Source organism: Burkholderia sp. Ax-1720, assembly GCF_011753035.1.
Taxonomy (GTDB): Bacteria; Pseudomonadota; Gammaproteobacteria; order Burkholderiales; family Burkholderiaceae; genus Burkholderia; species Burkholderia gladioli.
In genome coordinates this window covers 1-23,151 of the sequence record NZ_VWWK01000117.1, presented here as the reverse complement: position 1 = coordinate 23,151, position 23,151 = coordinate 1, and the positions used below count along the sequence as shown (strand labels likewise).

General features: G+C 69.6%; 25 protein-coding genes and 1 pseudogene. 7 read left to right on the top strand and 19 right to left on the bottom strand.

Annotation, left to right across the window (positions count from 1 at the left end; genetic code table 11):
• The 7 genes from F3J18_RS25790 to F3J18_RS25760 all read right to left on the bottom strand — a co-directional run.
• Positions 1-1,229 (bottom strand): nucleotide disphospho-sugar-binding domain-containing protein (locus F3J18_RS25790; RefSeq protein WP_166914946.1); only part of this gene is annotated, 1,229 nt, incomplete at its 3' end.
• A 25-nt stretch (positions 1,230-1,254) separates the two neighbouring features.
• Positions 1,255-3,102: an L-tyrosine/L-tryptophan isonitrile synthase family protein gene (locus F3J18_RS25785; RefSeq protein WP_166914944.1), complete on the bottom strand. Its 1,848-nt coding sequence runs from the start codon at positions 3,100-3,102 to the stop codon at positions 1,255-1,257.
• Positions 3,099-3,569 carry a protein tyrosine phosphatase family protein gene (locus F3J18_RS25780; RefSeq protein WP_047837097.1) on the bottom strand — a complete coding sequence of 157 codons (471 nt, stop codon included), beginning with the start codon at positions 3,567-3,569 and terminating at the stop codon, positions 3,099-3,101. Before F3J18_RS25780 ends, F3J18_RS25785 begins: the two co-directional genes overlap by 4 nt.
• 29 nt (positions 3,570-3,598) lie before the next feature.
• Positions 3,599-4,807 carry a Bcr/CflA family efflux MFS transporter gene (locus F3J18_RS25775; protein WP_161783287.1) on the bottom strand — a complete coding sequence of 403 codons (1,209 nt, stop codon included), beginning with the start codon at positions 4,805-4,807 and terminating at the stop codon, positions 3,599-3,601.
• Positions 4,808-4,835: 28 nt separating this feature from the next.
• Positions 4,836-5,819: an isocyanide synthase family protein gene (locus F3J18_RS25770; RefSeq protein WP_025098808.1), complete on the bottom strand. Its 984-nt coding sequence runs from the start codon at positions 5,817-5,819 to the stop codon at positions 4,836-4,838.
• 221 nt (positions 5,820-6,040) lie between these two features.
• On the bottom strand, positions 6,041-6,259 hold the full coding sequence (locus F3J18_RS25765; RefSeq protein ID WP_166914942.1) for a hypothetical protein: 219 nt from the start codon (positions 6,257-6,259) through the stop codon (positions 6,041-6,043).
• Positions 6,260-6,588: 329 nt separating this feature from the next.
• On the bottom strand, positions 6,589-7,533 hold the full coding sequence (locus F3J18_RS25760) for a GlxA family transcriptional regulator (RefSeq protein WP_025098807.1): 945 nt from the start codon (positions 7,531-7,533) through the stop codon (positions 6,589-6,591).
• Positions 7,534-7,740: 207 nt separating this feature from the next.
• On the opposite strand from F3J18_RS25760, the gene F3J18_RS25755 reads away from it, so the two are divergent.
• Entirely contained in the window at positions 7,741-8,802 is a 1,062-nt protein-coding gene (locus F3J18_RS25755; protein ID WP_025098806.1) for an LLM class flavin-dependent oxidoreductase, read from the top strand.
• A gap of 58 nt (positions 8,803-8,860) precedes the next feature.
• Here F3J18_RS25755 and F3J18_RS25750 read toward each other — a convergent pair whose 3' ends face one another.
• The 3 genes from F3J18_RS25750 to F3J18_RS25740 form a co-directional block, all read right to left on the bottom strand.
• A complete protein-coding gene (locus tag F3J18_RS25750; RefSeq protein ID WP_013697941.1) occupies positions 8,861-9,130 on the bottom strand; it encodes a hypothetical protein in 270 nt (89 codons plus the stop codon).
• Positions 9,123-9,869 (bottom strand): DNA/RNA non-specific endonuclease, encoded by a 747-nt coding sequence (locus tag F3J18_RS25745; RefSeq protein WP_166914940.1) that lies wholly within the window; start codon positions 9,867-9,869, stop codon positions 9,123-9,125. The genes F3J18_RS25750 and F3J18_RS25745 overlap by 8 nt, the downstream gene beginning before the upstream one ends.
• A gap of 100 nt (positions 9,870-9,969) precedes the next feature.
• Complete coding sequence (locus tag F3J18_RS25740; protein WP_166914939.1) at positions 9,970-10,617, bottom strand: hypothetical protein; 648 nt, start codon at positions 10,615-10,617, stop codon at positions 9,970-9,972.
• A 102-nt stretch (positions 10,618-10,719) separates the two neighbouring features.
• On the opposite strand from F3J18_RS25740, the gene F3J18_RS25735 reads away from it, so the two are divergent.
• A complete protein-coding gene (locus tag F3J18_RS25735; protein ID WP_013697938.1) occupies positions 10,720-11,208 on the top strand; it encodes a hypothetical protein in 489 nt (162 codons plus the stop codon).
• A 25-nt stretch (positions 11,209-11,233) separates the two neighbouring features.
• Here the strand turns inward: F3J18_RS25735 and F3J18_RS25730 are convergent, their stop codons facing one another.
• The 5 genes from F3J18_RS25730 to F3J18_RS25710 all read right to left on the bottom strand — a co-directional run bounded on the left by F3J18_RS25730 (position 11,234) and on the right by F3J18_RS25710 (position 15,458).
• Positions 11,234-11,839: a hypothetical protein gene (locus F3J18_RS25730; RefSeq protein ID WP_166914937.1), complete on the bottom strand. Its 606-nt coding sequence runs from the start codon at positions 11,837-11,839 to the stop codon at positions 11,234-11,236.
• Positions 11,839-12,261, bottom strand: coding sequence for a hypothetical protein (locus F3J18_RS25725; RefSeq protein ID WP_166914935.1), 423 nt, complete (start codon positions 12,259-12,261; stop codon positions 11,839-11,841). Before F3J18_RS25725 ends, F3J18_RS25730 begins: the two co-directional genes overlap by 1 nt.
• A gap of 225 nt (positions 12,262-12,486) precedes the next feature.
• Positions 12,487-13,713, bottom strand: coding sequence for a YeeE/YedE family protein (locus F3J18_RS25720; protein WP_166914933.1), 1,227 nt, complete (start codon positions 13,711-13,713; stop codon positions 12,487-12,489).
• A 405-nt stretch (positions 13,714-14,118) separates the two neighbouring features.
• On the bottom strand, positions 14,119-14,673 hold the full coding sequence (locus F3J18_RS25715) for a DUF3005 domain-containing protein (RefSeq protein ID WP_025098800.1): 555 nt from the start codon (positions 14,671-14,673) through the stop codon (positions 14,119-14,121).
• A 233-nt stretch (positions 14,674-14,906) separates the two neighbouring features.
• Positions 14,907-15,458 (bottom strand): hypothetical protein, encoded by a 552-nt coding sequence (locus F3J18_RS25710; RefSeq protein WP_036051646.1) that lies wholly within the window; start codon positions 15,456-15,458, stop codon positions 14,907-14,909.
• Positions 15,459-15,610: 152 nt separating this feature from the next.
• On the opposite strand from F3J18_RS25710, the gene F3J18_RS25705 reads away from it, so the two are divergent.
• Positions 15,611-16,012 carry a CBS domain-containing protein gene (locus F3J18_RS25705; RefSeq protein ID WP_166914931.1) on the top strand — a complete coding sequence of 134 codons (402 nt, stop codon included), beginning with the start codon at positions 15,611-15,613 and terminating at the stop codon, positions 16,010-16,012.
• Positions 16,013-16,136: 124 nt separating this feature from the next.
• Here the strand turns inward: F3J18_RS25705 and F3J18_RS25700 are convergent, their stop codons facing one another.
• From F3J18_RS25700 to F3J18_RS25690, 3 genes are all read right to left on the bottom strand, one after another.
• Complete coding sequence (locus tag F3J18_RS25700) at positions 16,137-16,355, bottom strand: hypothetical protein (protein ID WP_013697934.1); 219 nt, start codon at positions 16,353-16,355, stop codon at positions 16,137-16,139.
• 308 nt (positions 16,356-16,663) lie between these two features.
• Positions 16,664-18,793 carry a phospholipase C, phosphocholine-specific gene (locus F3J18_RS25695; RefSeq protein WP_025098798.1) on the bottom strand — a complete coding sequence of 710 codons (2,130 nt, stop codon included), beginning with the start codon at positions 18,791-18,793 and terminating at the stop codon, positions 16,664-16,666.
• A gap of 38 nt (positions 18,794-18,831) precedes the next feature.
• Entirely contained in the window at positions 18,832-19,032 is a 201-nt protein-coding gene (locus tag F3J18_RS25690; RefSeq protein ID WP_025098797.1) for a hypothetical protein, read from the bottom strand.
• 420 nt (positions 19,033-19,452) lie between these two features.
• Between F3J18_RS25690 and F3J18_RS25685 the strand changes: the two genes are divergently transcribed.
• Entirely contained in the window at positions 19,453-20,427 is a 975-nt protein-coding gene (locus tag F3J18_RS25685; RefSeq protein WP_166914929.1) for a sensor domain-containing diguanylate cyclase, read from the top strand.
• A 92-nt stretch (positions 20,428-20,519) separates the two neighbouring features.
• Entirely contained in the window at positions 20,520-21,158 is a 639-nt protein-coding gene (locus F3J18_RS25680) for a LysE family translocator (protein WP_025098795.1), read from the top strand.
• A gap of 186 nt (positions 21,159-21,344) precedes the next feature.
• Here F3J18_RS25680 and F3J18_RS25675 read toward each other — a convergent pair whose 3' ends face one another.
• Positions 21,345-21,539 carry a DUF3562 domain-containing protein gene (locus F3J18_RS25675; protein WP_025098794.1) on the bottom strand — a complete coding sequence of 65 codons (195 nt, stop codon included), beginning with the start codon at positions 21,537-21,539 and terminating at the stop codon, positions 21,345-21,347.
• A gap of 417 nt (positions 21,540-21,956) precedes the next feature.
• Here F3J18_RS25675 and F3J18_RS25670 point away from each other — a divergent pair, with 417 nt between their 5' ends.
• Together F3J18_RS25670 and F3J18_RS25665 are read left to right on the top strand one after the other, a co-directional pair.
• A complete protein-coding gene (locus tag F3J18_RS25670) occupies positions 21,957-22,907 on the top strand; it encodes an ABC transporter substrate-binding protein (RefSeq protein ID WP_166914927.1) in 951 nt (316 codons plus the stop codon).
• Positions 22,904-23,151, top strand: a pseudogene (locus F3J18_RS25665) (ABC transporter permease); the annotation flags it as partial. The gene F3J18_RS25670 and the pseudogene F3J18_RS25665, both read left to right, overlap by 4 nt.

Sequence of the window (23,151 nt, the reverse complement as noted above, 5' to 3'; positions counted from 1 at the left end):
GCGCCGTGTGCGCCGTGCGCCTCGACCGCCTCGCGCAACAGCGCCGGGAAGGCCGTGAACGGATCCATCTGCGCGAAGGCGCCGGCCACTTCCCGCGCGCGCGCCGCGTAGGCCGGATCGGCCAGCATCCGCGCGACGATCGCCGGCAGCTCGCCGCGCCGCACGCGCACCGGCCGCACCGTCTGCCCCGCGCCGTAGCGCTCGATGTAGCGCATCGCCAGCAGCTGGTCCATGTTGGTCGGGATGCCGATCACCGGCGTGCCCTCGCCGAGCGCCTGGTAGCCGGTGGGGCTGCCGCCGTTGCTGATCACCAGGTCGGCGCGCCGCGCGATCTCGGCGCCCGGCAGGAAGCTCGCGGTGTACAGCCCCTCGCGCGGCGCCGGCAGGTAGCGGCCGCCCGAGGTGGTCACCACCTGCAGGCCCGTCTCGAGCAGCCCGTCGACGATGCGGTCGGTCAGGCTCACGTCGCCCGAGGAGCCGAGCGAGACGTAGACCAGCGGCCGGCCCTCGTCGAGCGAGCTCCACCAGTCGGGCAGGCCGACGGCGGGCGACCAGCTCACCGGGCCGAGATAGGCGTGCCCGGCCGGCAGCGCCGCGAGCGGCACCAGCGACGGCGAGTCGTAGTAGCCGACGCGGTCGCCGAAGGTCCAGCCGGCTCGGCAGGAGGCGAACGGCGGCAGGCCGAAGTGGCGGCGCGCGCCGTCCAGCGCGCGGGCCTGGAAGGCCAGCACGATGCGTCCCATCAGCGGCATCAGCCTGGGCACGAACGGCAGCCGCGACATGTTCAGGCCGCGGATCTCGGGCACCGGCAGCACCGGATCGTCCACCCCGGTGCTCCAGTAGGCGTTGATCAGCGCCACGTAGGGCACGCCGGCCAGGCGCGTGGCGACCGACAGAGAGTGGCGGAAATCGCCGACCACCACGTCGGGCTCGACATGCCGGATCAGCGCGAGATCCTCTTCCGTGTAGTCGATCAGCTCCCGCTTCGAATACAGCGCCGCGCCGGTCTCGATCGCGTCGAGGAAGGCCTGGGCGCTCTTCGAATGGATCTCGTGATAGCGGACCGCCGGATCGTCGTGGACATAGGCATAACGCGCGTCGCAGGCGAAGTGCACCTCGAAGGCGCGCTTGTCGAGCGCCTTGGCCAGGCAATAGGGCCGCGCCACGTGCGCGAAGGTGGCCGCCTCGCCGAAGCAGAGCACGCGCAGGGGTCGGGTCGCGAAAGTCAAGATCGGGTTCCTCGCCGCCGGCGCTTCAATAGACCTGGACGCGCCACAGCTCGCGCGCGGCCGAATCGCGCGACATCGCGCGGCGCCCGTGCAGCACGCTGTAGTTGTCGACCATCACGATGTCGCCGTCCTGCCATTCGTGCTCGACCAGGTACTTCGGCGAATAGGCCAGCGCGTTGACGCGCGCGACGAAATCCTCGGGCACCCGGCCGGGCGTGGAGACGCCGACCTCGAAGCGCTGCAGCGAGGATTCGCTGCCTTCCTGGTAGCGCAGCAGCTTCTCGCCGGTCTCGGGATGCGCGGCGATCAGCGGGAAGGTGCGCGGCACGCCGCCGAAATAGGTCATCCTGGTGTTGTAGGTCAGGCTCAGCTGCTCCCACTGCGCGAGCGTGGCGGCATCCAGATCGCGAGCGATCGCGCGCGCGTCCACCAGGGTGGTCTGCCCTTCGCCGGGCCGCGGCGCCTTGCGGCAATGCAGCGTGAACAGGGTGGCCGCGAAGTGCTCGTCCTCCTGCACCAGCGGATGCGTGAGCGGCAGCATGCTCAGGTCCCAGTGCAGCGGCACCGACTCGAAGGAATGCACGTAACCGTTCGGCTGCTCCTCGGGGATCACCTTGTGCACCGGGCCGAATTGCCAGATGTAGGGGCGGCCGAACTGCGAGGTGAAGGCCACCAGCGCATCCTCGTCGGCCACCTCGAAGCCGCGCAGCACCACGAAGCCGTAGCGGCGCGTGAGGGCCGCCACCGCTTCGCGCGGCAGCGCATTGCAGTCGAGGCTGCCGCCGTCGGCCCGCGGCGTGACCAGCAGGCCGAAATCCTCGCCATGCACGATCTCCATGTCGCAGCGCTCGGCCAGCGGCGCGGCGCCCTCCACGCCGCACCACGGTTGGCCGGCGCGGCCGATCACGGCCACGTCCAGTTCGTCGATGGCGGCTTGTTTGCTCAGCATGATGGTTTCTCCATTCGTTCGATACACGAGGACGCCATGCCAGGGCAGCGCGGCCTCGCCGCGGCGGGCATGCATCCGGACAGGAACCTTGCGCTGCTCGGGCGCGGGGTCGTGGACGGTGAGCCGGATCCCGTCGGGCAGGCTCGCCGCAAGAAAGGCATCGAGCGCGATGCCGCGCTCGGCCATGCGGCGCGCGTCGGCTTCGAGATCGGGCGGCGCGCCGGCGGCGGGTCCCGAGCGCGGGATCGCGCTGCCCGCCGGGTGCCTTGCCGGGTGCTTCGCCGGGTGTTCGTCCGGTTCCCCGGCCGCGACGTCGCCGGCGCCCAGGCCGCGTTCGCGCGCCAGCAAGCCGCGCAGCGAGGCGACGCGACGCGCATGACGGACATCCGCGAGCAGCGCGCGCGGCTCGGGCCAATAAGGCGCGAGCGCGCGATCCGCGCTGTCGGTGGCGCGGTCGAAGGCGGGATCGACGCTCGAATACGAATGCCAGACCAGGTGCCGCCAGGCGTGCAGTTCGCGCAGCGCGTGGTGATAGCGGTTCGCCACTTCGCGCGGCACGCCCAGCAGGTCGTGGAAGGTCAGGCCGTCGCTGAACAGGTCGAGCAGGCAGCCCGGCGCGTGGAAGCTCGCGACTTCCTCGCAGAACGCGTCGAGATAGGCCAGCGCCGCGCGTTCGCCGGCGTCGGGCAGCGCGCCCAGCACCTTGCCCGAGGCGAGCGGCGCCTTGAGCGGAAAGCCGGGCAGCGTGAGCCGGATCGGCTCCCCGCGCGCCACGAAGGCATGGGCCTTGGTGGCCAGCTCGTCGCGCTGCGCGGGCGAGAGCCGCGCGAGTTCGCCCTCGCGCGACAGGCGCGCCGCGAACACGGCCATGAAGCGCTCGACCACGGCGGCGTGATCCTCGAGCGGGCTGGCGCGCCGGTTCATGCGGCGCGGGCCACGAACAGGTTGTCGCGCAACATGCGGACGAAGCGCTCCCAGACCGGGTAGTCGGCCATCTTCCAGATGTCGGCGACCCAGGCATCGGCCTGCTCGGTGGTCCAGCCGTGGTAGATCATCTGGTAGTGCGCGACGAAGGCCGAAACGCGGTAGTTGGCGGCGCAGTGCACCAGGCGCCGGCGCCCGGCGCTGGCGTGATAGACCGCGCAGAAGCGCACGAAGTCGGCCAGCGTGGGTGCCTTGAAGTCGACCGGCAGGAAGTGGTATTCGATGCCCAGGCGCTGCATCAGCCCGGCCTCGTCCTCGATCGAATAACGCGCGTCGGTGGGCGCGAGGTCGATCACCACCTCGACCCCCTCGCTCGCCAGCCGGCCGAACTGCTCGGCGGACGGCTGGCCGGACGTGAGCGTGCATTCATCCAGCCAGCGTTCATTGCTGATTCCGAATTGCTTCATGCTATCTCCGTGCGTCGAATGAGCCCGCTTCAGCGGGCGGGAACCTGCCGGCGGGCGTGAGCCGGCCGCAAGGCCGCCGCGCAGGCCAGCGAGACCAGGGCCGCGACCACCAGGATCGCGCCGAGCGGCCGGCTGCCGGCCGCCTGGTAGCCGATCGAGGCGAGGATGGTGGCCACCAGCACCGCGACCGAGGTCAGGCAGTTCATCGCGCTGGAGCAGGCGCCCGAGATCGAGGCGAAGCGCGCGATGGCGCCGGCCGAGCCGGTGGGGATGGTGATGCCGATCGCGAAGGTCATCAGCCCGAACGGGGCGACGTAGCGCAGCGGCGTGGCGCCGAAGCCGCTCTCGATCGACAGCCAGAACAGCGCGCCCGCGGCCACCGCCAGCGCGGCGCCGATCCTCAGCGCGCCCTCGTCGCCGTATTTCGCGGCCAGCCCCTTGGCCGCGGCGCCGCCGAGCCCGAACAGGCCGGCCAGCGGCAGGAAGCTCACGCCGATCCACACCGGCGCCAGGCCGAACTGCGCGAGCGCGAACGGTGCCACCGTCAGGTAGGCCATGTAGCCGCCCACCGCGGCCGCCACCGACCAGGCATAAAGATGGAAGCCCAGGTCGCCCAGCAGGGTGCGATACGGCGCGAACACGGCACGCAGCCCGGCGGGGCGCGCGGCGCGGCGCGCGCGCGGATGGGTCTCGCGATAAAGCACGGCGGTCCACGCCAGCATCAGCGCACCCAGCGCGAGCAGCACCACGAAGGTGTAGCGCCAGCCGAAGGCCCCGGCGATGGCGCCGCCGGCCAGCGGCGCGAGCGCGGGCGAGATGCCGACGAAGGACATCACGAAACCGAAGATGCCGCGCACGCGCTCGTCGTTGCCGGCGTGCACGTCGGTCACGATCGGCTGCCAGAGCACGGTGGCCGCGCACACGCCGAAGGCCTGCAGGAAGCGCAGCGCGAGGAAGCCGCCGATGTCGCGCACGAACAGGCAGCCGAGCGTGGCGGCGACGAACACCAGCAGCCCGAACAGCAGCACCGGCTTGCGCCCCACCGCGTCCGACACCGGCCCGTAGAGCAGTTGCGTCACGCAGGTGCCGGCCGCGTAGACGGTCAGCGAGAGCCCGACCAGGAACACCGAGGTGGCGAGCTCGGCCTGGATCTCGCCGAGCGCGGGCAGGTAGATGTCGGTGCCGAGCATCGACAGGATCGCCAGCAGCGCCAGGTAGATCACGGGAGGCGGGCGCACGGCGGGCCCCGCCGGCGGGAGATTTCGTTCAGCCATGGTGAAGCGCGCTCAGGTCCGGTTGCGGGAAGTGGACGAAGTGGCAGGGAATGCCGTCGGTGAACACCAGCACGGAATTGCGCTCGTCGATCTCGGAGCGTTTCTTCAGCACGATCCGGTCGTTCTCGCGCACCGCCACCGAATGCCAGGGCGTGAGCCAGACGTCGTCGCAGTCGACCAGGCGGATGCCGATCTTCTTCGAGACGCGGAACTGCGGGTGGATCGACAGGCGCAGGCTGTTCGGGAAGCCGTGGTCGATCAGCCGCCCCCAGGCGTTGCTGCGCTGGATCACGCGGTAGGCGTTGCTGCGCGCCATCTTCTGGATCGCCGTGTTGCTGAGGCCCTTGAAGCGCTCGATGCCCTGCGTGTCCTCGAACAGGAAACGCGTGATGCCGCGGTACATCGCGATCGCGGCCGGATCCTCGGCGCACTGGCGCTTGATCTGGTCGACCGAGTCGCTGTGGACGATCAGCAGTTCCTCGCGCTTGGAGGTCAGGTCGTCGAGATAGCGGAAGGTGTCGTCGAGGTCGAAGAACTCGAACACGCCGGGGAAATGGCGCCCCGCGTAGGCTTCCAGGCTGTCCAGGTACTGGCGTACCTCGGGATCGGGGATGTTCACCACGTCGGAGAAGCAGTAGCCGTCCGAGCAGATCATCAGCTTGGCGCCGGGCGCATGCAGCGCGCCGATGCGCCGGCAGAGCCGCGCCAGGTTCGCCAGCGCGTGCTTCTCGGCCAGGTCGGGCAAGGCGCCGAGCGTCTTGCTGCGGTTCGGCGACTTGCCGGGAAAGGCCGGCAGGATCATCGTCACCGGCTCGCCGCGCTCCACCACCGGCAGGATCGCCTCGATGTGATGCCGCGCTTCCTCGGCGAAGCGGTACGGCGTCTCGTCCTCGGAACGGTGCAGGTTGCGCAAGGCGAACACTTCGCGAACGATCGCCTCGGCGACCGCCCATGCGTCATCCCGTGCTTCGCGCACGACGGCGTATCCTAGTTGAACGGACATGATTTCTCTCAGGATGGATGGTCAACGCCATGGCCGCGCAAAGCCGCGCGCATGGCGTTCTGATTCCGCCTTCCCAAGCCCGGCCAGGGCCTGGAATCGACATGGCGGCAGCAACGACACAACCGGGTTATTCACCCTCGGAATTAACTTATCTGGTTTTCGCGAATGGAATTTACATAGCGAGAAACGCTGCGTCAACAGAAATATCGAAATCCCAGAAATGTCGAACTCATTTCCTGAATAATCTTTTTGTTATTAAGTAGTGGATTTTTCCACAGGTAAGAAAGGGGTGATTGTTGCTCCGGACGAGCCCATTCCGGGGCATTGTTCTTCATCGCACCGGCTCTGACATCCCTTGCTGGCAAAGGGATGTGCGAGGCCGTCAACAATTCGTCATGTTGTTGACGGTTCACCTGCCTCCCCTGTTCGATCTCATCCGACGGGCAGCTCGAAAAACCAGCGCGGGGGATCGGCGAATCGTTTGTTCAATATCGCATTCTCAATCGGCGATTTTGATCAAGAAAGTCCGGGATTCGATATGCCGGCCAGTTAACTTCTTAAACTACAGAAAAAACCGACCTGGCATTCCGGATCCTGCTGCGAGTCATTCAGAAAAATCATTCGACATTATTGGAATCCAGCCAGGCCATTTTTTAATTACATTTTCATTACGAATATGACATGCCGGCATTCGGCATTCGAGCGCGGCTGACGAACGCTCAGGATTCCGATCGAATCGGTTTCAGGCACTCCTCGCCTCGCGCCGCACCGCCTGCGGCGGCACCCCGAAGCCGCGCACGAAGGCCTCGCGCAGATGGCGCCGGTCGCGAAAGCCGGTCTCGCGCGCGATCACCTCCAGCGAGTGCGTGCCGCGCTCGATCATCAGGCGCGCCGCCTCCAGGCGCAGGCCCTCGATCGCCTTGGCCGGCGACTGCCCCGTCTCGCTGGTGAACACGCGGCTGAACTGGCGCGGGCTCAGGTTCGCCGCGGCGGCCAGCTCCTCCACCGAGACGGCGCGATCGAGATGCTGCCGCGCGTAGTTGAGCGCGTTCTGGATGCGATCGGACTTGGGCGCGAGCTCGAGCATCTCCGAATGCTGCGACTGGCCGCCCGAGCGGCGCTGGTGCATCACCAGCTTGTGCGCGACGCTGCGCGCCACCTCGGCGCCGAGATCGTGCTCGACCATCGCCAGCGCCAGGTCGAGGCCGGCCGTCATGCCCGCCGAGGTCCAGACCGGGCCGTCGACGATGTAGATGCGATCGTCCTCGACCTGCACCGCCGGATGCTGCTGCCCGAGCGCGCGCGCGTAGGCCCAGTGCGTGGTGGCGCGCCGGCCGTCGAGCAGTCCCGCCTCGGCCAGCATGAAGCCGCCCGTGCAGATTCCGGCCACGCGCCGCGCGCGCAAGCCGGAGCGGCGCAGGAAGGCCAGCAGCGGCCCGGGCGCCGGCACCGCCAGCGGATCGATCACGCCGGCCACGATCCAGGTGTCGACGCCCGCGCGCGGCGACACCGCGCGCGTTTCCACCTGCATGCCCAGCGAGGAGCGTTGCGGGCCGCCCTCGATCGAATAGTTGTCGACCGCGTAGAAAGGCTCGCCGGCGGCCTGGTTGGCGACCTCGAAGATGGTCTGGGTGGCCAGCGCCATCATCTGGAAGCCGTCGCAGAGCAGGTACCCGATTCGATGCATGGCCGTCTCCCGGCGTCGATGTCATGAAAGATGCATTTATACACGATTCAAGACATGACCGCGGCAAGGCGCTTCGGCCGTGCGAAGCGCTGCCGCGAAGCCGCGATACCGCCGGAACGGAACATCCTTAGCTGAAAAACTTGGTTGGATCGCCCGCGCGCGGCCGCGACCATGTCGGGTTGCTTCATATCGGATCAAGGAACACGGATGACGGCCCCCCTGCCCCGCTTCGGCGTCTGGGCGCTCGTGCACGGCTCGCGCGCGGCGCTGCAGGACCCCGACGAACCCTATGACGCCTCCTGGGCACGCAACAAGGCGCTGGTGCTCGAGGCCGAACGGCTCGGCTACGACTCGGTGCTGGTCGCCCAGCACACCGTCAACCCGCACCAGCCCTCGCTCGACCAGCTCGAGGCCTGGACCGCCTCGGCCGCGCTCGCGGCGCTCACCGAGCGCATCGAGATCATCGCGGCCATCAAGCCCTACCTCTATCACCCGGTGGTGCTGGCCAAGATGGCGCAGCAGATCGAGCTGATCAGCGGCGGGCGCTTCGCGATCAACCTGGTCAATGCCTGGAACCGGCCGGAGCTGGAGCGCGCCGGCATCGGCTTCGCCGAGCACGATGCGCGCTACGCCTATGGCCGCGAATGGATCACCGTGGTCGAGGCGCTGCTGCGCGGCGAAACCGTGCGCTTCGCCGGCGAGCATTTCCGCATCGACGACTACGCGCTGCGGCCGACCGATCCCTATCGGGCGCGGCCGCGCATCTACGTGGGCGGGGAATCGGAGCCGGCGCGCGCGCTGGTGGCCGACAAGGGCGATGTCTGGTTCATCAACGGCCAGCCATTGGAGGCCGTCGAGGCGTTGATCGCCGACGTGGGGGCGCGCTCGCGCCCGGGCGCGGCGGCGCCGCTGCGCTTCGGGCTGTCCGCCTTCGTGATCGCGCGGGACAGCGCGGCGCGGGCCGAGGCGCACCTCGCGCATCTGTTCGCGCTCGCCGAGCGCGACAAACCCTTGCGCGAGCAACAGAAGGCCAACATCGACCCGAACGCGGTGATGTTCCGCACCTTCGCGCAATCGGCGCGCGTCGGCTCGAACGGCGGCACCGCCGCGGGGCTGGTGGGCAGCCACGACCAGGTGGCCGAGCGCATCGTGGCCTTCCATCGCGCCGGCATCGAACTGTTCATGCTGCAGTTCCAGCCATTCGAAGCCGACATGCGCGACTTCGCCGAGCAGGTGATGCCGCGCGTGCGCTGGCTGCTGGCGCGCTAGCTTCGGGCCCCCGGCCAAGCCGCCGCCGGGCGGCGGCGGGCTCGGGCGGCGCCCCCTCTCAGAACGGGTTGGCGATCTTGCCGGTGGGCGCCGGCGGCTCGTCGGCCAATTTGGCCGGCAGGTCGGGCACGGCCTTGAGCGTATCGACGATGCTGGCCAGCGCGGCCAGCAGCGCCTGCGCCCGCTTGAGCCCTTCCTGGTCGCGCGCGATCTCGAGATCGCCGCTGATCTGGATGCGCGACGGATCGTTGCTGACCGTCAGCGCGTCGCCGGCGATGGTGACGACGGTGCTGTCGTCGGCAAATGCGGTGAAATTCGCTTTAGACACCGGACAACCCTCCTGGCTTGTTATCCTTCAGACGTTCCGGCACGCCGGGGAAACGCAACCCGCTGGCGGCCTCCAGTTGATGCACGGTCACGATATCGTATCGTTTCGCGTCGTTGTTCTTCACCACGATCGCGAAGGCCATGTTCCGCGACGGCAGGTAGACCAGCTTGAAGATCTCGGTCGGCACGATCACGCGGCTCTCGCCGATGGTCTGCAGCTCGCTGCCATGGAACATCGGGCCCGTCACCACATAGGCCTCGCCGTCGCGCACCGCCATCGCGCGCACCGCCTGCTCGACGCGCGCCCACAGCCGGCGGTTGTTCTGCGGATTCTGCGGAATCATGTTCGCCAGCGAGAAGGACTCGGCCATCGCCTGCGGATTCCAGCGGTCGCCGGCCGGGCTCATGTGGCCGCGGTCGAAACCGCTGCGGCGATAGTCGGCCAGCGTCGCGCCCTCGCCGGCCGGCAGGCGCCGCTCGACGAAGAAGCGATTGGTACGAACCTCGTCCTTCGCTTCGGCCAGGTGCGCGGCGCTCAGGTGCTCGGCCGACCACAACGGCGTGTGGGTGATGCCCGAGTGCAGCACGGCGAAATCCGAATAGCAGATCAGCCGGGCCTGCCGGACCATCTTCGGGTTGGTGAGTTCGGGTTCCAGGCCGGCGGGAGAGAATTGCGGACACGACGAAGCGAATGCCGTCGCGGAGATCGACAGCGCGCAGAGCGCGGCGAACCATTTCATGTGCGTCTTTTTTCGGGAAAAAAGGGCGCATTGTAATGGAGGGCCCAGGCGGCGCGAAACCGGCGGGCCGGGCCCTTGTGTTGCAAGATGTATCGCGCCGTCAATCGGCGCGCAGGTCGGCGCGCAGGTCGGCGCGGCGAATCCAGCGCAGCAGCTCGCCGCCGCCCGAGAAGTAGTCGATCCTCAGCCAATCGCCCTCGCGCGCGAGCACGGCGGCGACGTCGCCCTTCACCAGCCAGGCACGCGTGACGGCCTGCACGTGCGGCGCCGAATAGAGCGGCGCGCGCGGGCTCGCGACCGTGACGAAGCCGCGCCAGTCGCGCGCCTCGCCCAGGCTCAAGGTATCGCCCACGGCGATGGTGGGCACGTCGCAGTTCGGCAGATCGCCGACCGCCTGCACCGTCCATGCGCCCCGCGCGTCCCGCTGTATCACGATGTGGCCGCCGCGCTCGCCCGCGAAGCCGGTGGCGAAGTCGAGGCGGCCATGTTCGTCCGGCCGGCCCGTCATCAGGAAACGGCAGGTCGGGTCGCGATCGGGATTGTTGGCCGCCGGCGCGGTGGAAGGATTGTCGAACCAGCCCGTCACGAGGCCGTGGTCGAGCGCGAGCCGCAGGCTGCGATAGTCGAGCTGCGCGTCGGGCAGGCTGCGCAACGCGTAGATGCCGGCGCGCGGTTCGTCGCCGGCGCGGGCGGCCGTGCTGCCCGCCAGGGCCAGGGCCGCGGCGAGGACGATGAAGATGCGCTTCACTGGATGGTTCTCCTGCTCTCCCGTTCGGCCGGGCCGCTGCCGGCCCGTGCCTCAAAACGTTTACAATACGACCCCTGCCTGACCTCACCTCGCACGCGCTTCATGACCACTGCCGACCTCACCGACGATCTCCCGCCCCTCCACGAAGACACCCTCTGGCGCGACAACGGCTGGACCGCCCGCGTGATCAAGAACGAGGACGACGACGGCTGGGCGGTGGAGATGATCAAGGACGGCGAGGCCGAGCCGGCGCTGGTCGGCCCCTGGACCATGGGCCGCGACAAGAAGAATCCGAAGCCGCTCGACGCCAATGCGTTCCGCACCCTGGTCAAGACCGCCTCGGAAGTCCTGCGCCGCCACGAGCAGCAGCGCGAGGCGATGCTGCACAAGGAAGTCACGGTGTGGACCGACGAGCGCAGCGTGTCCGTCACGCTCGACATCGTGCCCGACGAGGACCAGCCCTACGCCATCCTGAAGGCCTTCGACGACAGCGGCGAGCAACTGGGCCAGGCCACCGTGCAGGCCGGCTTCCGCCTCGACAAGGCCAGCGCGACGCGCTGGATCGCACGCGACTTCGAACGTCCCGACTGAAGCTGCCGCCCTCGTCGATTCCGCTTCAATCCTTCAAGGCATCCTGCAGGGCCTTCTTCTCGGCGCGGCGCGCGGGCGTCGCGTTCTCGCGCGCCGCGCGTGCCTTCAGGAAGGCCTGTTCGTCATACACGCATCCGGCCGCGTAATGGCCTTCGTCGATCGTGAAGGCCCGCAAGGCGTGATCCGCGTCGAGGTCCTTGCGCACGATCGCGTCCTGGCCCATCTGCAGCTCGACGCGTAGCCCCTCGCGCGGCACCATCGCCAGCAGGTCCTCGACCGGATGCGCCGAGGCCACCACCAGGAACACCGCGCTGCGGCTGTTCAGCAGCACCGTGTCCGAGCTCACGCCGAGCGTGCTCAGCGCCGGGTCCACCTTCCACGCCACGCCGGGCGCGCCGCCGAGCGTCGTCGCCGAAGGCAGGCCGAGCGCGTGCCGGTCGACCTGCTCGTTGAAGGCGGCCAGCCGATCGAAGGAGACGCGGCACTGCACGATCTCGCCGAGCAGCTTGCGCGAATCGGCAGCGGTGGTGGCCGTAGCGGCCGTGGCGGCATGCACCGGCGCGGCCAGGCCCTGGGCCAGCGCGAGGCCGGCCAGCAGCGTGGCCAGGCGCGACTGGATCGGCGCGCCCATCACTTCACCACGCAATCGGTCAGCGACAGGTAATCGGTGTGCAGGGTGTAGCCGATCGAGCAGATCGCATTGAATTTCGCCCCCACCGGCAGCGCGTCGAGCTTGCGCGCCTCGGCGTCGTCGAAGCCGCTCAGGCGCGCGAGTTCCTCGTCGGGCTGGGACGGGTCGCCCGCCGACAGGATATTGCCGCCCACCAGCGCCTGCGAATGCTCGACCACCACCGCGCTGAAGCGGATCCGCTTGTCGTCGCCGAACTCGGGCAGGCCCGACACCATGTTGTCGTTCTTCGCGTAACGCGAGTACAGCTCGATCAGGCGCACCTTCTTGACGACAGGGGCGGCGTGCGCGACGGGCAGCGCCATCGCCAGGGAAGCGGCCAGCATCGCGCCGGCCGAGACGAGTCGGATTCTATGTGCAAGCATGCTTGTTCTCTCAGCGTCGGGGTTGTTGTTCTGCGCGCCGGCGTCCAGCGGCATGCGGCGCGACGCGTAATGTATCAGAAGGACAAGACATCCATGATCACGCGCCGGCGCCCGCGAACCCGTTGCGCGAGCAAGCAAAAACGAAACGCGCGACATGCCGTGAGGCATGTCGCGCGTTTCGACGAGGCGACCAGGAAACAGCGGCGCAGCCCGCGCCGCGTCGGTTCAGCAGCCGGTATTCCTCACCCGCTCGACCTCGAGCCCGAACCAGGGGCGCAGGCGCGTGCCGAGCACGTTGCCGGCGAACGCGCAGACCAGCCACAGCCAGCCATGCAGGCTGCCCGAGACGATTCCGCTGAAGTAGGCGCCGATATTGCAGCCATAGGCCAGGCGCGCGCCGTAGCCGAGCAGCAGGCCACCCACCACGGCCGCCAGCAGCGAGCGCAGGGGGATGCGCCAGACCGGCGCGTAGCGGCCGGCCAGCGCGGCGGCGGCCATCGCGCCGAGGATGATGCCGATGTCCATCACGGTGGTCACGTCGTGGCTGGCCGGTGCCGACAGCGCCGCCGCGTTCGGGCCCGCGAGCCAGTACTTCCAGCTCGCCACGTCGAGGCCGAGCGAGGCGAAACCCTTGGCGCCCCACAGCGCGAAGGCCGAGGTCACGCCCCAGGGGCGGCCCGACAGCGCGAGCGTGGCGAAGTTGAGCACCGCCAGCGCCACCGCGCCGGCCAGCATCGGCCAGGGGCCGTGCAGCCAGGGCGAGGCATGCGGCGCGCGCTCGGGTGCGTTGACCAGGCGACCGTGGCGGCGTTTCTCGATGGCCACGGTCAGCGCGGCGATCGCGGCGAACACCGCGAGGTTCAGCACGATCGCGGGTGCCACGCCGAGCGCGTGCACCAGCGAGAGCGGCTTGAGTTGCGGCATCGAGGTCCAGAACGGCATGTGGGCGGTGGCCACCACCGAGCCGACGATGAAGGCGAGCAGCGTGACGATCATGCGCGTGCTGCCGCCGCCGACCGTGTAGAGCGTGCCTGAGGCGCAGCCGCCGCCGAGCTGCATGCCGATGCCGAAGATGAAGGCGCCGACGATCACCGAGGTGCCGGCCGGCGAGACCAGCCCGACCACCGGCTGCCCGAACAGCGTCCCGGCCGACAGCGCCGGGAAGAACAGCAGCACGCCGATCGCGAGCATCAGCATCTGCGCGCGGAGGCCGGCGCCCCGGCCGTCGGCGATGAACACGCGCCAGGCCGAGGTGAAACCGAAGGCGGCGTGGTAGAGCGTCATGCCGAGCAGCGCGCCCACCAGGTAGAGCGCGGCCTGGCGCAGGCTGACGGTCTGCGCGAGATAGATCGCGCCGAGCAGCACCAGCACCAGCGCGATGCCGAGCGGCTTGGGATTGATGGAATCGAAGGCGCGCGGCGCGGGAGCCGGCGACGAGGGCAAGGTCGACATGGGCGGATACGGCAAAAAAGTGAGAGGAGGAACGAGCGGACCGGCGAGGCGCGGATCGCGGCCGGCGCAATCGCGGCGCGCGCAATCAGGCGAAATCGGGCGGCCTCGATCGGCCGGGGCGCCGATCGGATGGATCGGGCCGTCCAGGCGGCCGGCCTCGCGCGATCGATGCGAGGGCGGCGGGCCCGGGCTGGCGTAGGCCGGGCGCAAGCGTAGCATGAAACGCCGTTCGCGGCCGGGGGCCGGAACGGCGGCGGCGACGATGGTGGCGGCGGCGCAGGCGCGCTGGACGAAGGTGCGGAAGTTCAGGCTCGCGATGGTTTGCGGGCCACCACCGTCATGCGAAGCGAATCGTGGTGCACATTCCCGGCGCGTCGATGCCGCCTCGGTGCCGCTTCAGCCGCCTCAGTGCGAGCCGTCGCGCTCGAAGCTGAACAGGCGCTCGGCGCGTCGCATGCCGTTGCCCTCGCGATGATCGACCATCACCATGCCCTGGTCGCGTACCGCCCAGCCGGGCCGGGCCAGCACCTCGGCGCGCGGCTGGCTGTCGATGCCGCCCAGCCCCTCGTCGGGCGGCGCGGTGCTGTCGTCGAGCGAGGCGTTCGAATGAATCACGTTGTCCTGCAGCGGCGAGGCCTCGCGACGCGCTTCCTGTCCCTTGCCGTCGACGTCGACGGAATTGTCGGTGCTCGCCATGTTGGCATTGTCGAGCGAGGTGATGCGCGCCGCCGCGCGGCGCACCGGGTCGGCATGCTGGTCGCCGCGTTCGCCTCGCTCGATCGGCGGCAGGCCGGTCGGCGTCTTGCCGGCCACCGTTTCCGGCGTCTGGTTGCGCGCGAAGCCGCTGGCCTGCGCGTTCGCGTCCGGCTGGTCCTTGCCGGCGGCCGGCGTCTTCACCGGGCTCTCGCCGACCTTCTCGTGCTGTTGCTGCGGATAGGGATTCGATTTGACCGGTTTCATTCGGGCTCCTTGCCATCGCCGGGATGCCAGCCCCCGGCGTTCGGCTCGATGGTTGCGGGACGGCGCGAGGCGCCGCGGATGGCGGGCGCCTCGCGCGCTGCTGCCACGGATCACGCAAATCGCATGCCGCGCCGGCACGCCGCCACGCGGCGGCGTCTCGCCTGGCCACTGCCTCCACTACATCCTGGTTTGCAAATCTTCCAGGGGCCGGCGCCCTGCTCCGACCCCGCGCCTCAAGGCGCCTCGTCGGGGCGTCGCGTCGGGTCGAAGTCGCGCCAGCGGCCATCCTGCCAGTCGCCGTCGCAGCGCTCGACCGACAAGGCGCCGGTGGAACGCAGGATCTCCTCGGCGGCGCCCGCATTGGCCTCGTCGACATGCGCGGCCAGCACCACGCCGTGCTCGGTGCGCTCCAGCGTGCCGGTGCCCTCCTCGGCCCGCCCGCGCATGCGCGAGAGCGCGCCGCCGAATGCGCCGACGTAGGCACCGGCCAGCGTGGTGGCGACCGGCACCCACCAGGGCGTGTGCCCGATCGCGTAGATGACCAGCCCGAGCAGCAGCCCGAGCGCCACGCCGCGCAGCGTGCCGGCGATGGCGCCGCGGCCGCCCGGCTTGGCCGCCGAATCGGCATAGACGTCGCCGCCGATCGGAAAGCGCCCGTGCTGACCGCTCGGGTTGAGGAAGAAGATCGAGATGTCGTCGCGCCGGAATTGCCGGTCCAGCAGGCGGCGCCGGCCGTTCTCGGCGTCGTTGAAGGTGTGGAAGTTGCCTGTCACGATCATCGCCATGATGTCCTCCTGGTTCGAGCCGGCGCCTCGCGCCCCTGCTCTCGATGCCGCAAGGGCCGTGCCGGCTGCGGCACGCTCGCCTGCCGGCCTCGCGCGGCACGCGGCTTGCGCGCCCGACGTCGATCCACACGGAACCACCGGGAGGCTCGGCCATGATTCGGGTAAGGGAGGTGATGTCGCGCGATGTGGTGTCGGTCGCGGTGCACGACACGATCCGGCACGCGGCGCAGCACATGGCGTACTACGACGTCGGCGCGCTGCCGGTCTGCGAGCGCGGCCGGCTGGTCGGCATCGTGACCGATCGCGACCTCACGGTGCGCGCGCTGGCCGGCGAGGTGCTCACGCGGCGGCCGGTCAGCTGCCGCGACGACGAGGATCTCGACGCGGTCCAGCAGCGCATGGCCGAGGCGCGCATTCGCAGGACGCCCGTCGTCGACGGGCAAGGCAGGCTGGTGGGCATGCTCTCGCTGGGCGATATCGCCACGCGCGCGGGCGGCGCCTCGCGCGAGGAAGTGTCGAATACGCTGGAGCGGGTCTCGCAGCCGGGGCGCTGAGGCCGGGCCGCGCGCAGGCTGGCGGGGCGTGTCGAGCGGGGAAAGCCGGGCGGGATCGGAACGGAACCGAGGCGGAACCGAGGCAGAACCGGGGCGGGACGGAAAAGCGCCGCCCGAAGCGGGATCAGTAGGTCGGCAGGCCGATGCAGGCGTTCGGATCGGCCGAGGCGCAGGCGATCGAATAACCGGCCGCGCTGGTGGCCAGCATGTCCTTGCCCGCGTCGAGCGCGTCGCGCACGTCGTCGGGGCAGCGTTCGTAGGTAATGAAGGCGGTGCAGGCAACGGCTGACATCACGACCAGCGAGAAAGCGATCTTTTCGAGTACGACGAAACGGTGAGGCATCCCTCAATCCTCCTTTGAGGCGCCATTCTAGCCCAGCTCAGGGTTTTTACCTAGGGTTTCCACCTAGGGTGGCGGGCATGTGCCTGGCGATGCCGCCCGTCCGCCCCGCCGGGTGCGGCGGCGCAAGGCCGCGCCCGGCGCGGGGTTGCATCGGGCTGTCGGTTTCACGCAACACGCAGGTGCGCCGGCGGCCGGGGAGGAATGAGGGTCGCAAATACGGAAACGGCGCGAGCCGCCTTCCCGGAACTCGCGCCGTGGATGCGGCAGGCGGCCCGCCCGGCCAATGGCCGGGCGAGCGCCGCGCCGGCTCAGATCGCCTTGGTCACCGGCGCCTTGGCGGCCGGATCGGTGGTGCTGATCTGGCCCGTCTCGACGTGGCCGGCGATGCGGCGCAGCCAGGACGGGTTGTCGGCCACCGTGAACTGCAGGTCGTACCACGATGCGCTGCACGACAGGTCCCAATGCGACTCGACGCTCTTGCCGGCCGGGATCGTCAGGGTCTGCGGGGCCTGGCCATAGGCCAGGTCGACCGCCGTCACCGTCATCGCGGCGCTGCCGCCGTTGGCCAGCGTCACGTAGACGTTGCCGTTGGCCACGTCGTAGCAGGTCGTCAGGTCCGGATGCGCGGCGGCCTCGCCCGAGGCCGAGCCGATGAAGCGGCGGAAATAGCCGTTCGGGCCATATACATGCACCACGTAGCCGCCGCCGGCATCGAGCGCCCAGGTGTCGGAGAGCTGCTTGCCGGCCTCGACCGTGTAGGCGCGCGGCATCGCCGTCGCGTCGTTGGTGTAGACCCAGAAGTGCGCGCCCGCCGTGCCGCCGTTGGCGAAGGTGATGGTGTAGCCGGCATTGGTCAACTGGCCGTTCACGTGCAGCTCGTAGGGCGTGGCGCGCGCCAGGCGCGTGCCGGGCTCCTGCGCGGCGATGCTCGGCGCGGCGGTGGCCGCCGGTGCCGCCTGCGAGGTCGGCAGCGCGCATTGCAGGTCGGCCGTGGCCACGTAGTTCGCGGTGTTCGGCAGGCTCGGGAAGCTCGCGTCCGACTTGGTGAAGTCGAGCGTCGAGGTCAGGTCGCCGCATACCGCGCGGCGCCACGGCGAGATATTGGTTTCCTTCACGCCGAAACGCTGCTCGATGAATTGCAGCACCGAGGTGTGATCGAACACCTGCGAGCTGACGAAGCCGCCCTTCGACCAGGGCGAGACCACGAACATCGGCACGCGCGGCCCCAGGCCGTAAGGCAGCGTGTCGGCGGTATAGGTGCCCTGCTGGGTGGCCGTCACCACGTTGTGGCGCTCCAGCGAGATATCCACCGTGCTCGCGCCGACGTTGACGGGCGGATTGGCGACGAAGGTCGGCGGCTGCGGCGGCACCATGTGGTCGAACAGGCCGTCGTTCTCGTCGTACATGATGAACAGGACGGTCTTGCTCCACACCTCGGGGTTCGAGGTCAGCGCGTCGAGGATCGTCGAGATGTAGTTCGCGCCGTACAGCGGCGTGAACTTCGGGTGCTCCGAGTAGGCCGCCGGCGGCAGCAGCCACGACACCTGCGGCAGCGCGTTGGCCTGCACGTCGGCCTTGAGCTGGTCCAGCGTGCGCGTGCTGTTGCCGCGCTGCTGCAGCGAGGAGCCGGCCGGCGCGTTCACGATGTTCTGGAACGCGGCCAGCATGTTGGTGCCGTAGTTGCCGGTGAAGTTGTCGAAACCGGTGCCCTGCTGGTAGACCTGCCAGGAGATGCCGGCCTTCTCGAGCCGCTCGGGATAGGTCGTCCACGAGAAGGGCTGGAGCTGGATCGCGTCGAACTGGTTGTCGATGTAGTCCGTGTTGTCGAGCAGCGGGCCGCCGCCGGTGGCGAGCGGATCGACCATGCCCGTCATCAGGTACATGCGGTTCGGGTGCGTGTTGCCGGGAATCGAGCAGAAATAGTGGTCGCAGACGGTGAAGGCATCGGCCAGCGCGTAGTGGAACGGAATGTCGTCCCGCACGTGGTAGCCCATCGTCATGTTGGTCTTCTGCACCGCCCACTTGTCGCCGCGGCCGTGGTTGATCGCGCCGTGGGTGGTGGCCCAGGTATGCGGCAGGCCGCCGATGCACTGCGCGTTCACGGCCGGGTTGGTGGTGTCGTAGCGGAACGGCGCGATCACCTTGGTCGGGTCTTCCTGGCGAGGCTGGAACCAGACCGGCTGGCCGTTGGGCAGGGTCACCGGGAAGCGGTCGTTATAGCCGCGCACGCCGCTCAGGTGGCCGAGGTAGTGATCGAAGGAGCGGTTCTCCTGCATGAACACCACGATGTGCTGCACATCCTGGATGGTGCCCGTGACCGTGGCAGGCTCGATGGCCAGGGCCTTGCGGATCGATTCGGGGAACAGCGTGGTGGCGGCGGTGGCGCCCGCCAGGCTGGCGGAGAACTTCAGGAAATCGCGTCGGGATTGGGTGACCATGTGGGGTCCTGATGATGTCGGTCGTCGTGGTGCGGCGCTCAGGATTTCGGCGCCGTGAAGCCGGGCGGGCAATGCAGCTGGGCGGTCGCGACCGCGCCGTTGCCGCAGGCCGCCTTGGGCGGCGGCGCGTTCGGGGTGGCGGGCGCCGACGAGGTGCCGTCGCCATTGCATGCGCCGAGCAGCGCCGCGGTCGCGAGCGTGCCGGTCAGGATCAGGTGCCGTAGTGCCGGCGTCTGCATGGGGTTTCTCCGTCGAATGATATCCGGCGGACGCGGGCTCGCGTCCGGGACGCGGCACCGCTCACCCACGGCACGCGCGCCGCGTGACGATAATGACCGATTGTTACAGCGCGGTGTTCGGGCGCCACTTCCCCGAGCGCGCCGAGCCTTGCCCGGCGTGGCTCGGCGGGCGATTGCCGTAAGCCTTCCGGAAGCTCGGCGCAAGCGGATCGGGACCGATCGGCACGGCTGGGCGGCGGCGGCGGATTCCCCGGCGCGCGCATCGAGACAAACCCCGCCGGCGTTTCACTCGCCGGCCCGTTCCGGGATCGCGGCGAATGCACTAGGATTGCAGCAGGGTTCCGGCGCGCATCGAGACACTCGCGGCATGCGCGGATCGGCACCCGCATCGGCCACCGGCATCCAGGGAGACGAGATCGCATGTCCAGCGCCCCCCTTCCCGCTGACGAAGCCTCGCGGCTTGCGAAGCTGCGCAGCCTGCACCTGCTCGACACCCCGGACGAGGAACGCTTCGACCGGATCACGCGACTCGCGAAACGGATCTTCGACGTGCCGATCGCCCTGGTCTCGCTGGTCGACGAGAACCGCCAATGGTTCAAGAGCTGCTTCGGGCTCGAGACGCGCGAGACTTCCCGCGACGTGTCCTTCTGCGCGCACGCGATCCTGTCGCACCAGCCGCTGGTGGTGCCCGACGCCACGCTCGACCCGCGCTTCGCCGACAACCCGCTGGTGACCGGCACGCCCGGCATCCGCTTCTACGCGGGCCATCCGCTGGCGCTGCCCGACGGCACCAACCTCGGCACGCTGTGCCTGATCGACACCCGGGCCCGGGAGGTCGGCCCCGACGAGCTGGCCCACCTGCGCGACCTGGCCGGGCTGGCCGAGCGCGAGGTGGCGGCGGTGCAGATGGCCACGCTCGACGCGCTGACCTCGCTGTCGAACCGGCGCGGCTTCGAGGTGCTGGCCCGGCACGCGCTGAACGCCTGCAAGCGCGGCGGCCGGCGCGCCTCGCTGCTGTTCTTCGACCTCAACGACTTCAAGCAGATCAACGACCGCTACGGCCACGCCGAGGGCGATCGCGCGCTGACCCTGTTCGCGCGCTCGCTGAGCACCGTGCTGCGCGAGATGGACGTGGTCGGCCGGCTCGGCGGCGACGAATTCGTGGCCCTGCTGATCACCTCGCACGAGGTGGACGCGCCCGGCATCGTCGAGCGGCTGCGCGAGAATCTCGACGCGCGCACCGAACAGGCCTCGCTCGACTACGATATCCGCTTCAGCGTCGGCCACGTCGACTACGACCCGCGCGAGGATCCCTCGGTCGAGCAGTTGCTGGCCGAGTCGGACACGCGCATGTACGCGGACAAGCATCGCCGCAAGTCGGGCGGTTCGCGCTGATCGCCCCGGCCGCGCGCCGCGCTCGTCGATTCCCGACGAATCGCGCGAGAATCCCCCTTGTCCGCTTCATTCGTTCCACCAGGAGTCATTCGATGCAGGTTGCCGCTTCATTCGTCGCCATTCTTTCCGCGCTGATGCTGGGCGCCATGATTCCCGGGCCGAGCTTCGTGCTGGTGGCCCGCAACGCGATCGGGCTGTCGCGCCGCGACGGGCTCGCCACCGCGCTGGGCATGGGCATCGGCGGCCTGATATTCGCCGGTATCGCGCTGGCGGGCCTCTATACCCTGCTGCGTTCGGTGGCCTGGCTCTATGTGGGGCTGAAGGTGGCCGGCGGGCTCTACCTGCTCTACCTGGCGCTGCAGATCTGGCGCGGCGCGAAGCGCGACTTCGCGTTCGACGCCGATATCGCCCGGCATGGCGGCCAGCCGCTGCGCTCCTTGCGCGTCGGCCTGACCACCCAGCTGAGCAACCCGAAGACGGCGATCTGGTACGGCAGCATCTTCGCGGCGCTGTTGCCCGCGCATCCGCCGCTCATCGCCTACCTGGTGCTGCCGCCGGCCGTGTTCGCGATCGAGATGGGCTGGTACACCATCGTCGCGCTCGGCTTCTCGACGCGCCGGCCGCGCGAGCTGTACCTGCGCGCCCGCGGCGTGATCGACCGGCTGGCCGCCGGCGCGATCGCCGCGCTGGGGCTGCGCCTGATCCTCAACGCCCGCGGCACGGGGCTGTGAGCGCGAGGCCGGCGGCAAGCCGGCCTGGCCCCGCGTGCAGCCGAGGCACGCGAAGCCGGGGCCCGACTCGCGAAATGCCGGCGCGCAAGCCGTCGCGCGCCGCCCGTCGAGACGGGCACGCGTTCCACTTCATGGATGACGAGGAATGGCCGGGATAGCGGCGACGGGGCGACGGGCGAAGGCCCGTCAGTGCCGCTTCTGCTGCCGCAGGTCGTCGCGCACGCGCTTGGCGGCCAGCAGGGCGACGTAGTCGAGGATGCGCGCGCCGTCGCGATATTCGGCGAGCGTCTTTTCGTAGAGTTCGGAAACGGTTTCCTTCGGCATGCGGGTTTCGGAGGCGATCGATTCGACGATCTCTTCGACGTTGATCTGCGCGGCCATGTGTTGCGCTCCAGGGGATGGACGAACGAGGGACGGACGATAACGACAACGGGCCCGACGACGGCGGGGAAGCACATTGAACGACGCCGCTATCCGTTGCGCAAATTGAATCGCGCTATGGATTTCGCGGTGTCATCGTCGGTAATTGCCCGGAAATCGCGCCAGGAAGCCGGGCGTTAGGCCCGGCGCGGCTCGCGCGCGGTCCGACCCCGACCGAGGCATCCCGCCTGCGTCGCGTGCCGTGTTCCGGCCGTCGCACGATGCATGCCTCGCCGCCGCAAGCCCCCCGCCCGCGGCGCGAGCGCGGGCGATCTGCCCCCGTGCCGTTTGCCAAAGCCGCCCCAGTCAAGTACCTTGGACGCCGTTTGGCGATCCGCGCCACGTTTCCCGACCGTCCCCACCGGAGGCCGTACCACGATGGATTTCGCCGTTCGCCGCCGCCTCGTCGCGGCCTTGCCCGCCGCCCTGTCGCTCGTCGTCACGCTCGGCGCCGGCCTTGCCGCCGGCAACGCCCAGGCCGCCGACTCGATCACCGTCGCCTCGAAGATCGATACCGAAGGCAGCCTGCTCGGCAACCTGATCGCGCAGGTGCTCAAGTCGCACGGCCTGGCCGTGGTCGACAAGATCAGCCTGGGCGCCACGCCGATCGTGCGCAAGGCGCTCACCTCCGGCGAGATCGACATCTACCCCGAATACACCGGCAACGCCGCCTTCTTCTTCAACAAGACCGACGACCCGGTCTGGAAGGATGCCGCCAAGGGTTACGCCGAAGCCAAGCGGCTCGACTACTCGGCCAACCACCTGGTCTGGCTCGCGCCGGCGCCGGCCAACAACACCTGGGGCATCGCGGTGCTCGGCCCGCTGGCCGGCCAGCAGCACCTGAAGTCCTTCAGCGAGTTCGGCCGCTGGATCGCAGGCGGCGGCAAGGTCAAGCTGGCCGCCTCGGCCGAGTTCGTCAACAGCGCCTCGGCCCTGCCCTCGTTCGAGAAGACCTACGGCTTCAAGCTCAAGCCCGACCAGTTGCTGGTGCTCTCGGGCGGCGACACGGCCGCCACCATCCGCGCGGCCGCCGCGCAGACCGACGGCGTCAACGCGGCGATGGTCTACGGCACCGACGGCGCGATCGCCGCCTCGGGGCTGGTGCTGCTCGAGGACGACAAGAAGGTGCAGCCCGTCTACGCGCCCGCGCCGGTGATCCGCGAGGCGGTGCTGAAGGCGCATCCGCAGATCGCCGACTGGCTCAAGCCGGTATTCGCCAGCCTCGACCTCAAGACCCTGCAGACGCTCAACAGCCGGATCCAGATCAACGGTGAACCGGCCGCGCACGTCGCCGCCACCTACCTCAAGGCCAAGGGCTTCGTGCAATGAGCGAGGCCGCCGCGCCCGCGGCGAACGCTGCCCCCTCCCCGCGCCTCGACCGGATCGGCGTGCTGGTCATGCTGGCCGTGCTCGGCGCGCTGGCCCTGCCCTTCGTGACCTTCCGCGCCAACCGGATCGTGCCCGGCCACGGGCTCGGCGTGCTCGCCGCCTTCCCCGGCACGCTCGCGGCGCTGGCGATCGCCGGTTGGCTGGCGGCGGCCGGCTTCGCGCTGCTGCCGGGCCGGCCGCTGCG

Bases quoted from the DNA above. Each gene is read 5' to 3' on its own strand.
- F3J18_RS25675 (WP_025098794.1), bottom strand. From the start codon at position 21,539: ATGGCCGCGCAGATCAACGTCGAAGAGATCGTCGAATCGATCGCCTCC.
- F3J18_RS25705 (WP_166914931.1), top strand. From the start codon at position 15,611: ATGATTCGGGTAAGGGAGGTGATGTCGCGCGATGTGGTGTCGGTCGCG.
- F3J18_RS25755 (WP_025098806.1), top strand. From the start codon at position 7,741: ATGACGGCCCCCCTGCCCCGCTTCGGCGTCTGGGCGCTCGTGCACGGC.
- F3J18_RS25735 (WP_013697938.1), top strand. From the start codon at position 10,720: ATGACCACTGCCGACCTCACCGACGATCTCCCGCCCCTCCACGAAGAC.
- F3J18_RS25685 (WP_166914929.1), top strand. From the start codon at position 19,453: ATGTCCAGCGCCCCCCTTCCCGCTGACGAAGCCTCGCGGCTTGCGAAG.
- F3J18_RS25725 (WP_166914935.1), bottom strand. From the start codon at position 12,261: ATGCTTGCACATAGAATCCGACTCGTCTCGGCCGGCGCGATGCTGGCC.
- F3J18_RS25670 (WP_166914927.1), top strand. From the start codon at position 21,957: ATGGATTTCGCCGTTCGCCGCCGCCTCGTCGCGGCCTTGCCCGCCGCC.
- F3J18_RS25730 (WP_166914937.1), bottom strand. From the start codon at position 11,839: ATGGGCGCGCCGATCCAGTCGCGCCTGGCCACGCTGCTGGCCGGCCTC.
- F3J18_RS25710 (WP_036051646.1), bottom strand. From the start codon at position 15,458: ATGGCGATGATCGTGACAGGCAACTTCCACACCTTCAACGACGCCGAG.
- F3J18_RS25680 (WP_025098795.1), top strand. From the start codon at position 20,520: ATGCAGGTTGCCGCTTCATTCGTCGCCATTCTTTCCGCGCTGATGCTG.
- F3J18_RS25780 (WP_047837097.1), bottom strand. From the start codon at position 3,569: ATGAAGCAATTCGGAATCAGCAATGAACGCTGGCTGGATGAATGCACG.
- F3J18_RS25715 (WP_025098800.1), bottom strand. From the start codon at position 14,673: ATGAAACCGGTCAAATCGAATCCCTATCCGCAGCAACAGCACGAGAAG.
- F3J18_RS25785 (WP_166914944.1), bottom strand. From the start codon at position 3,102: ATGAACCGGCGCGCCAGCCCGCTCGAGGATCACGCCGCCGTGGTCGAG.
- F3J18_RS25695 (WP_025098798.1), bottom strand. From the start codon at position 18,793: ATGGTCACCCAATCCCGACGCGATTTCCTGAAGTTCTCCGCCAGCCTG.
- F3J18_RS25690 (WP_025098797.1), bottom strand. From the start codon at position 19,032: ATGCAGACGCCGGCACTACGGCACCTGATCCTGACCGGCACGCTCGCG.
- F3J18_RS25745 (WP_166914940.1), bottom strand. From the start codon at position 9,869: ATGAAATGGTTCGCCGCGCTCTGCGCGCTGTCGATCTCCGCGACGGCA.
- F3J18_RS25720 (WP_166914933.1), bottom strand. From the start codon at position 13,713: ATGTCGACCTTGCCCTCGTCGCCGGCTCCCGCGCCGCGCGCCTTCGAT.
- F3J18_RS25760 (WP_025098807.1), bottom strand. From the start codon at position 7,533: ATGCATCGAATCGGGTACCTGCTCTGCGACGGCTTCCAGATGATGGCG.
- F3J18_RS25700 (WP_013697934.1), bottom strand. From the start codon at position 16,355: ATGCCTCACCGTTTCGTCGTACTCGAAAAGATCGCTTTCTCGCTGGTC.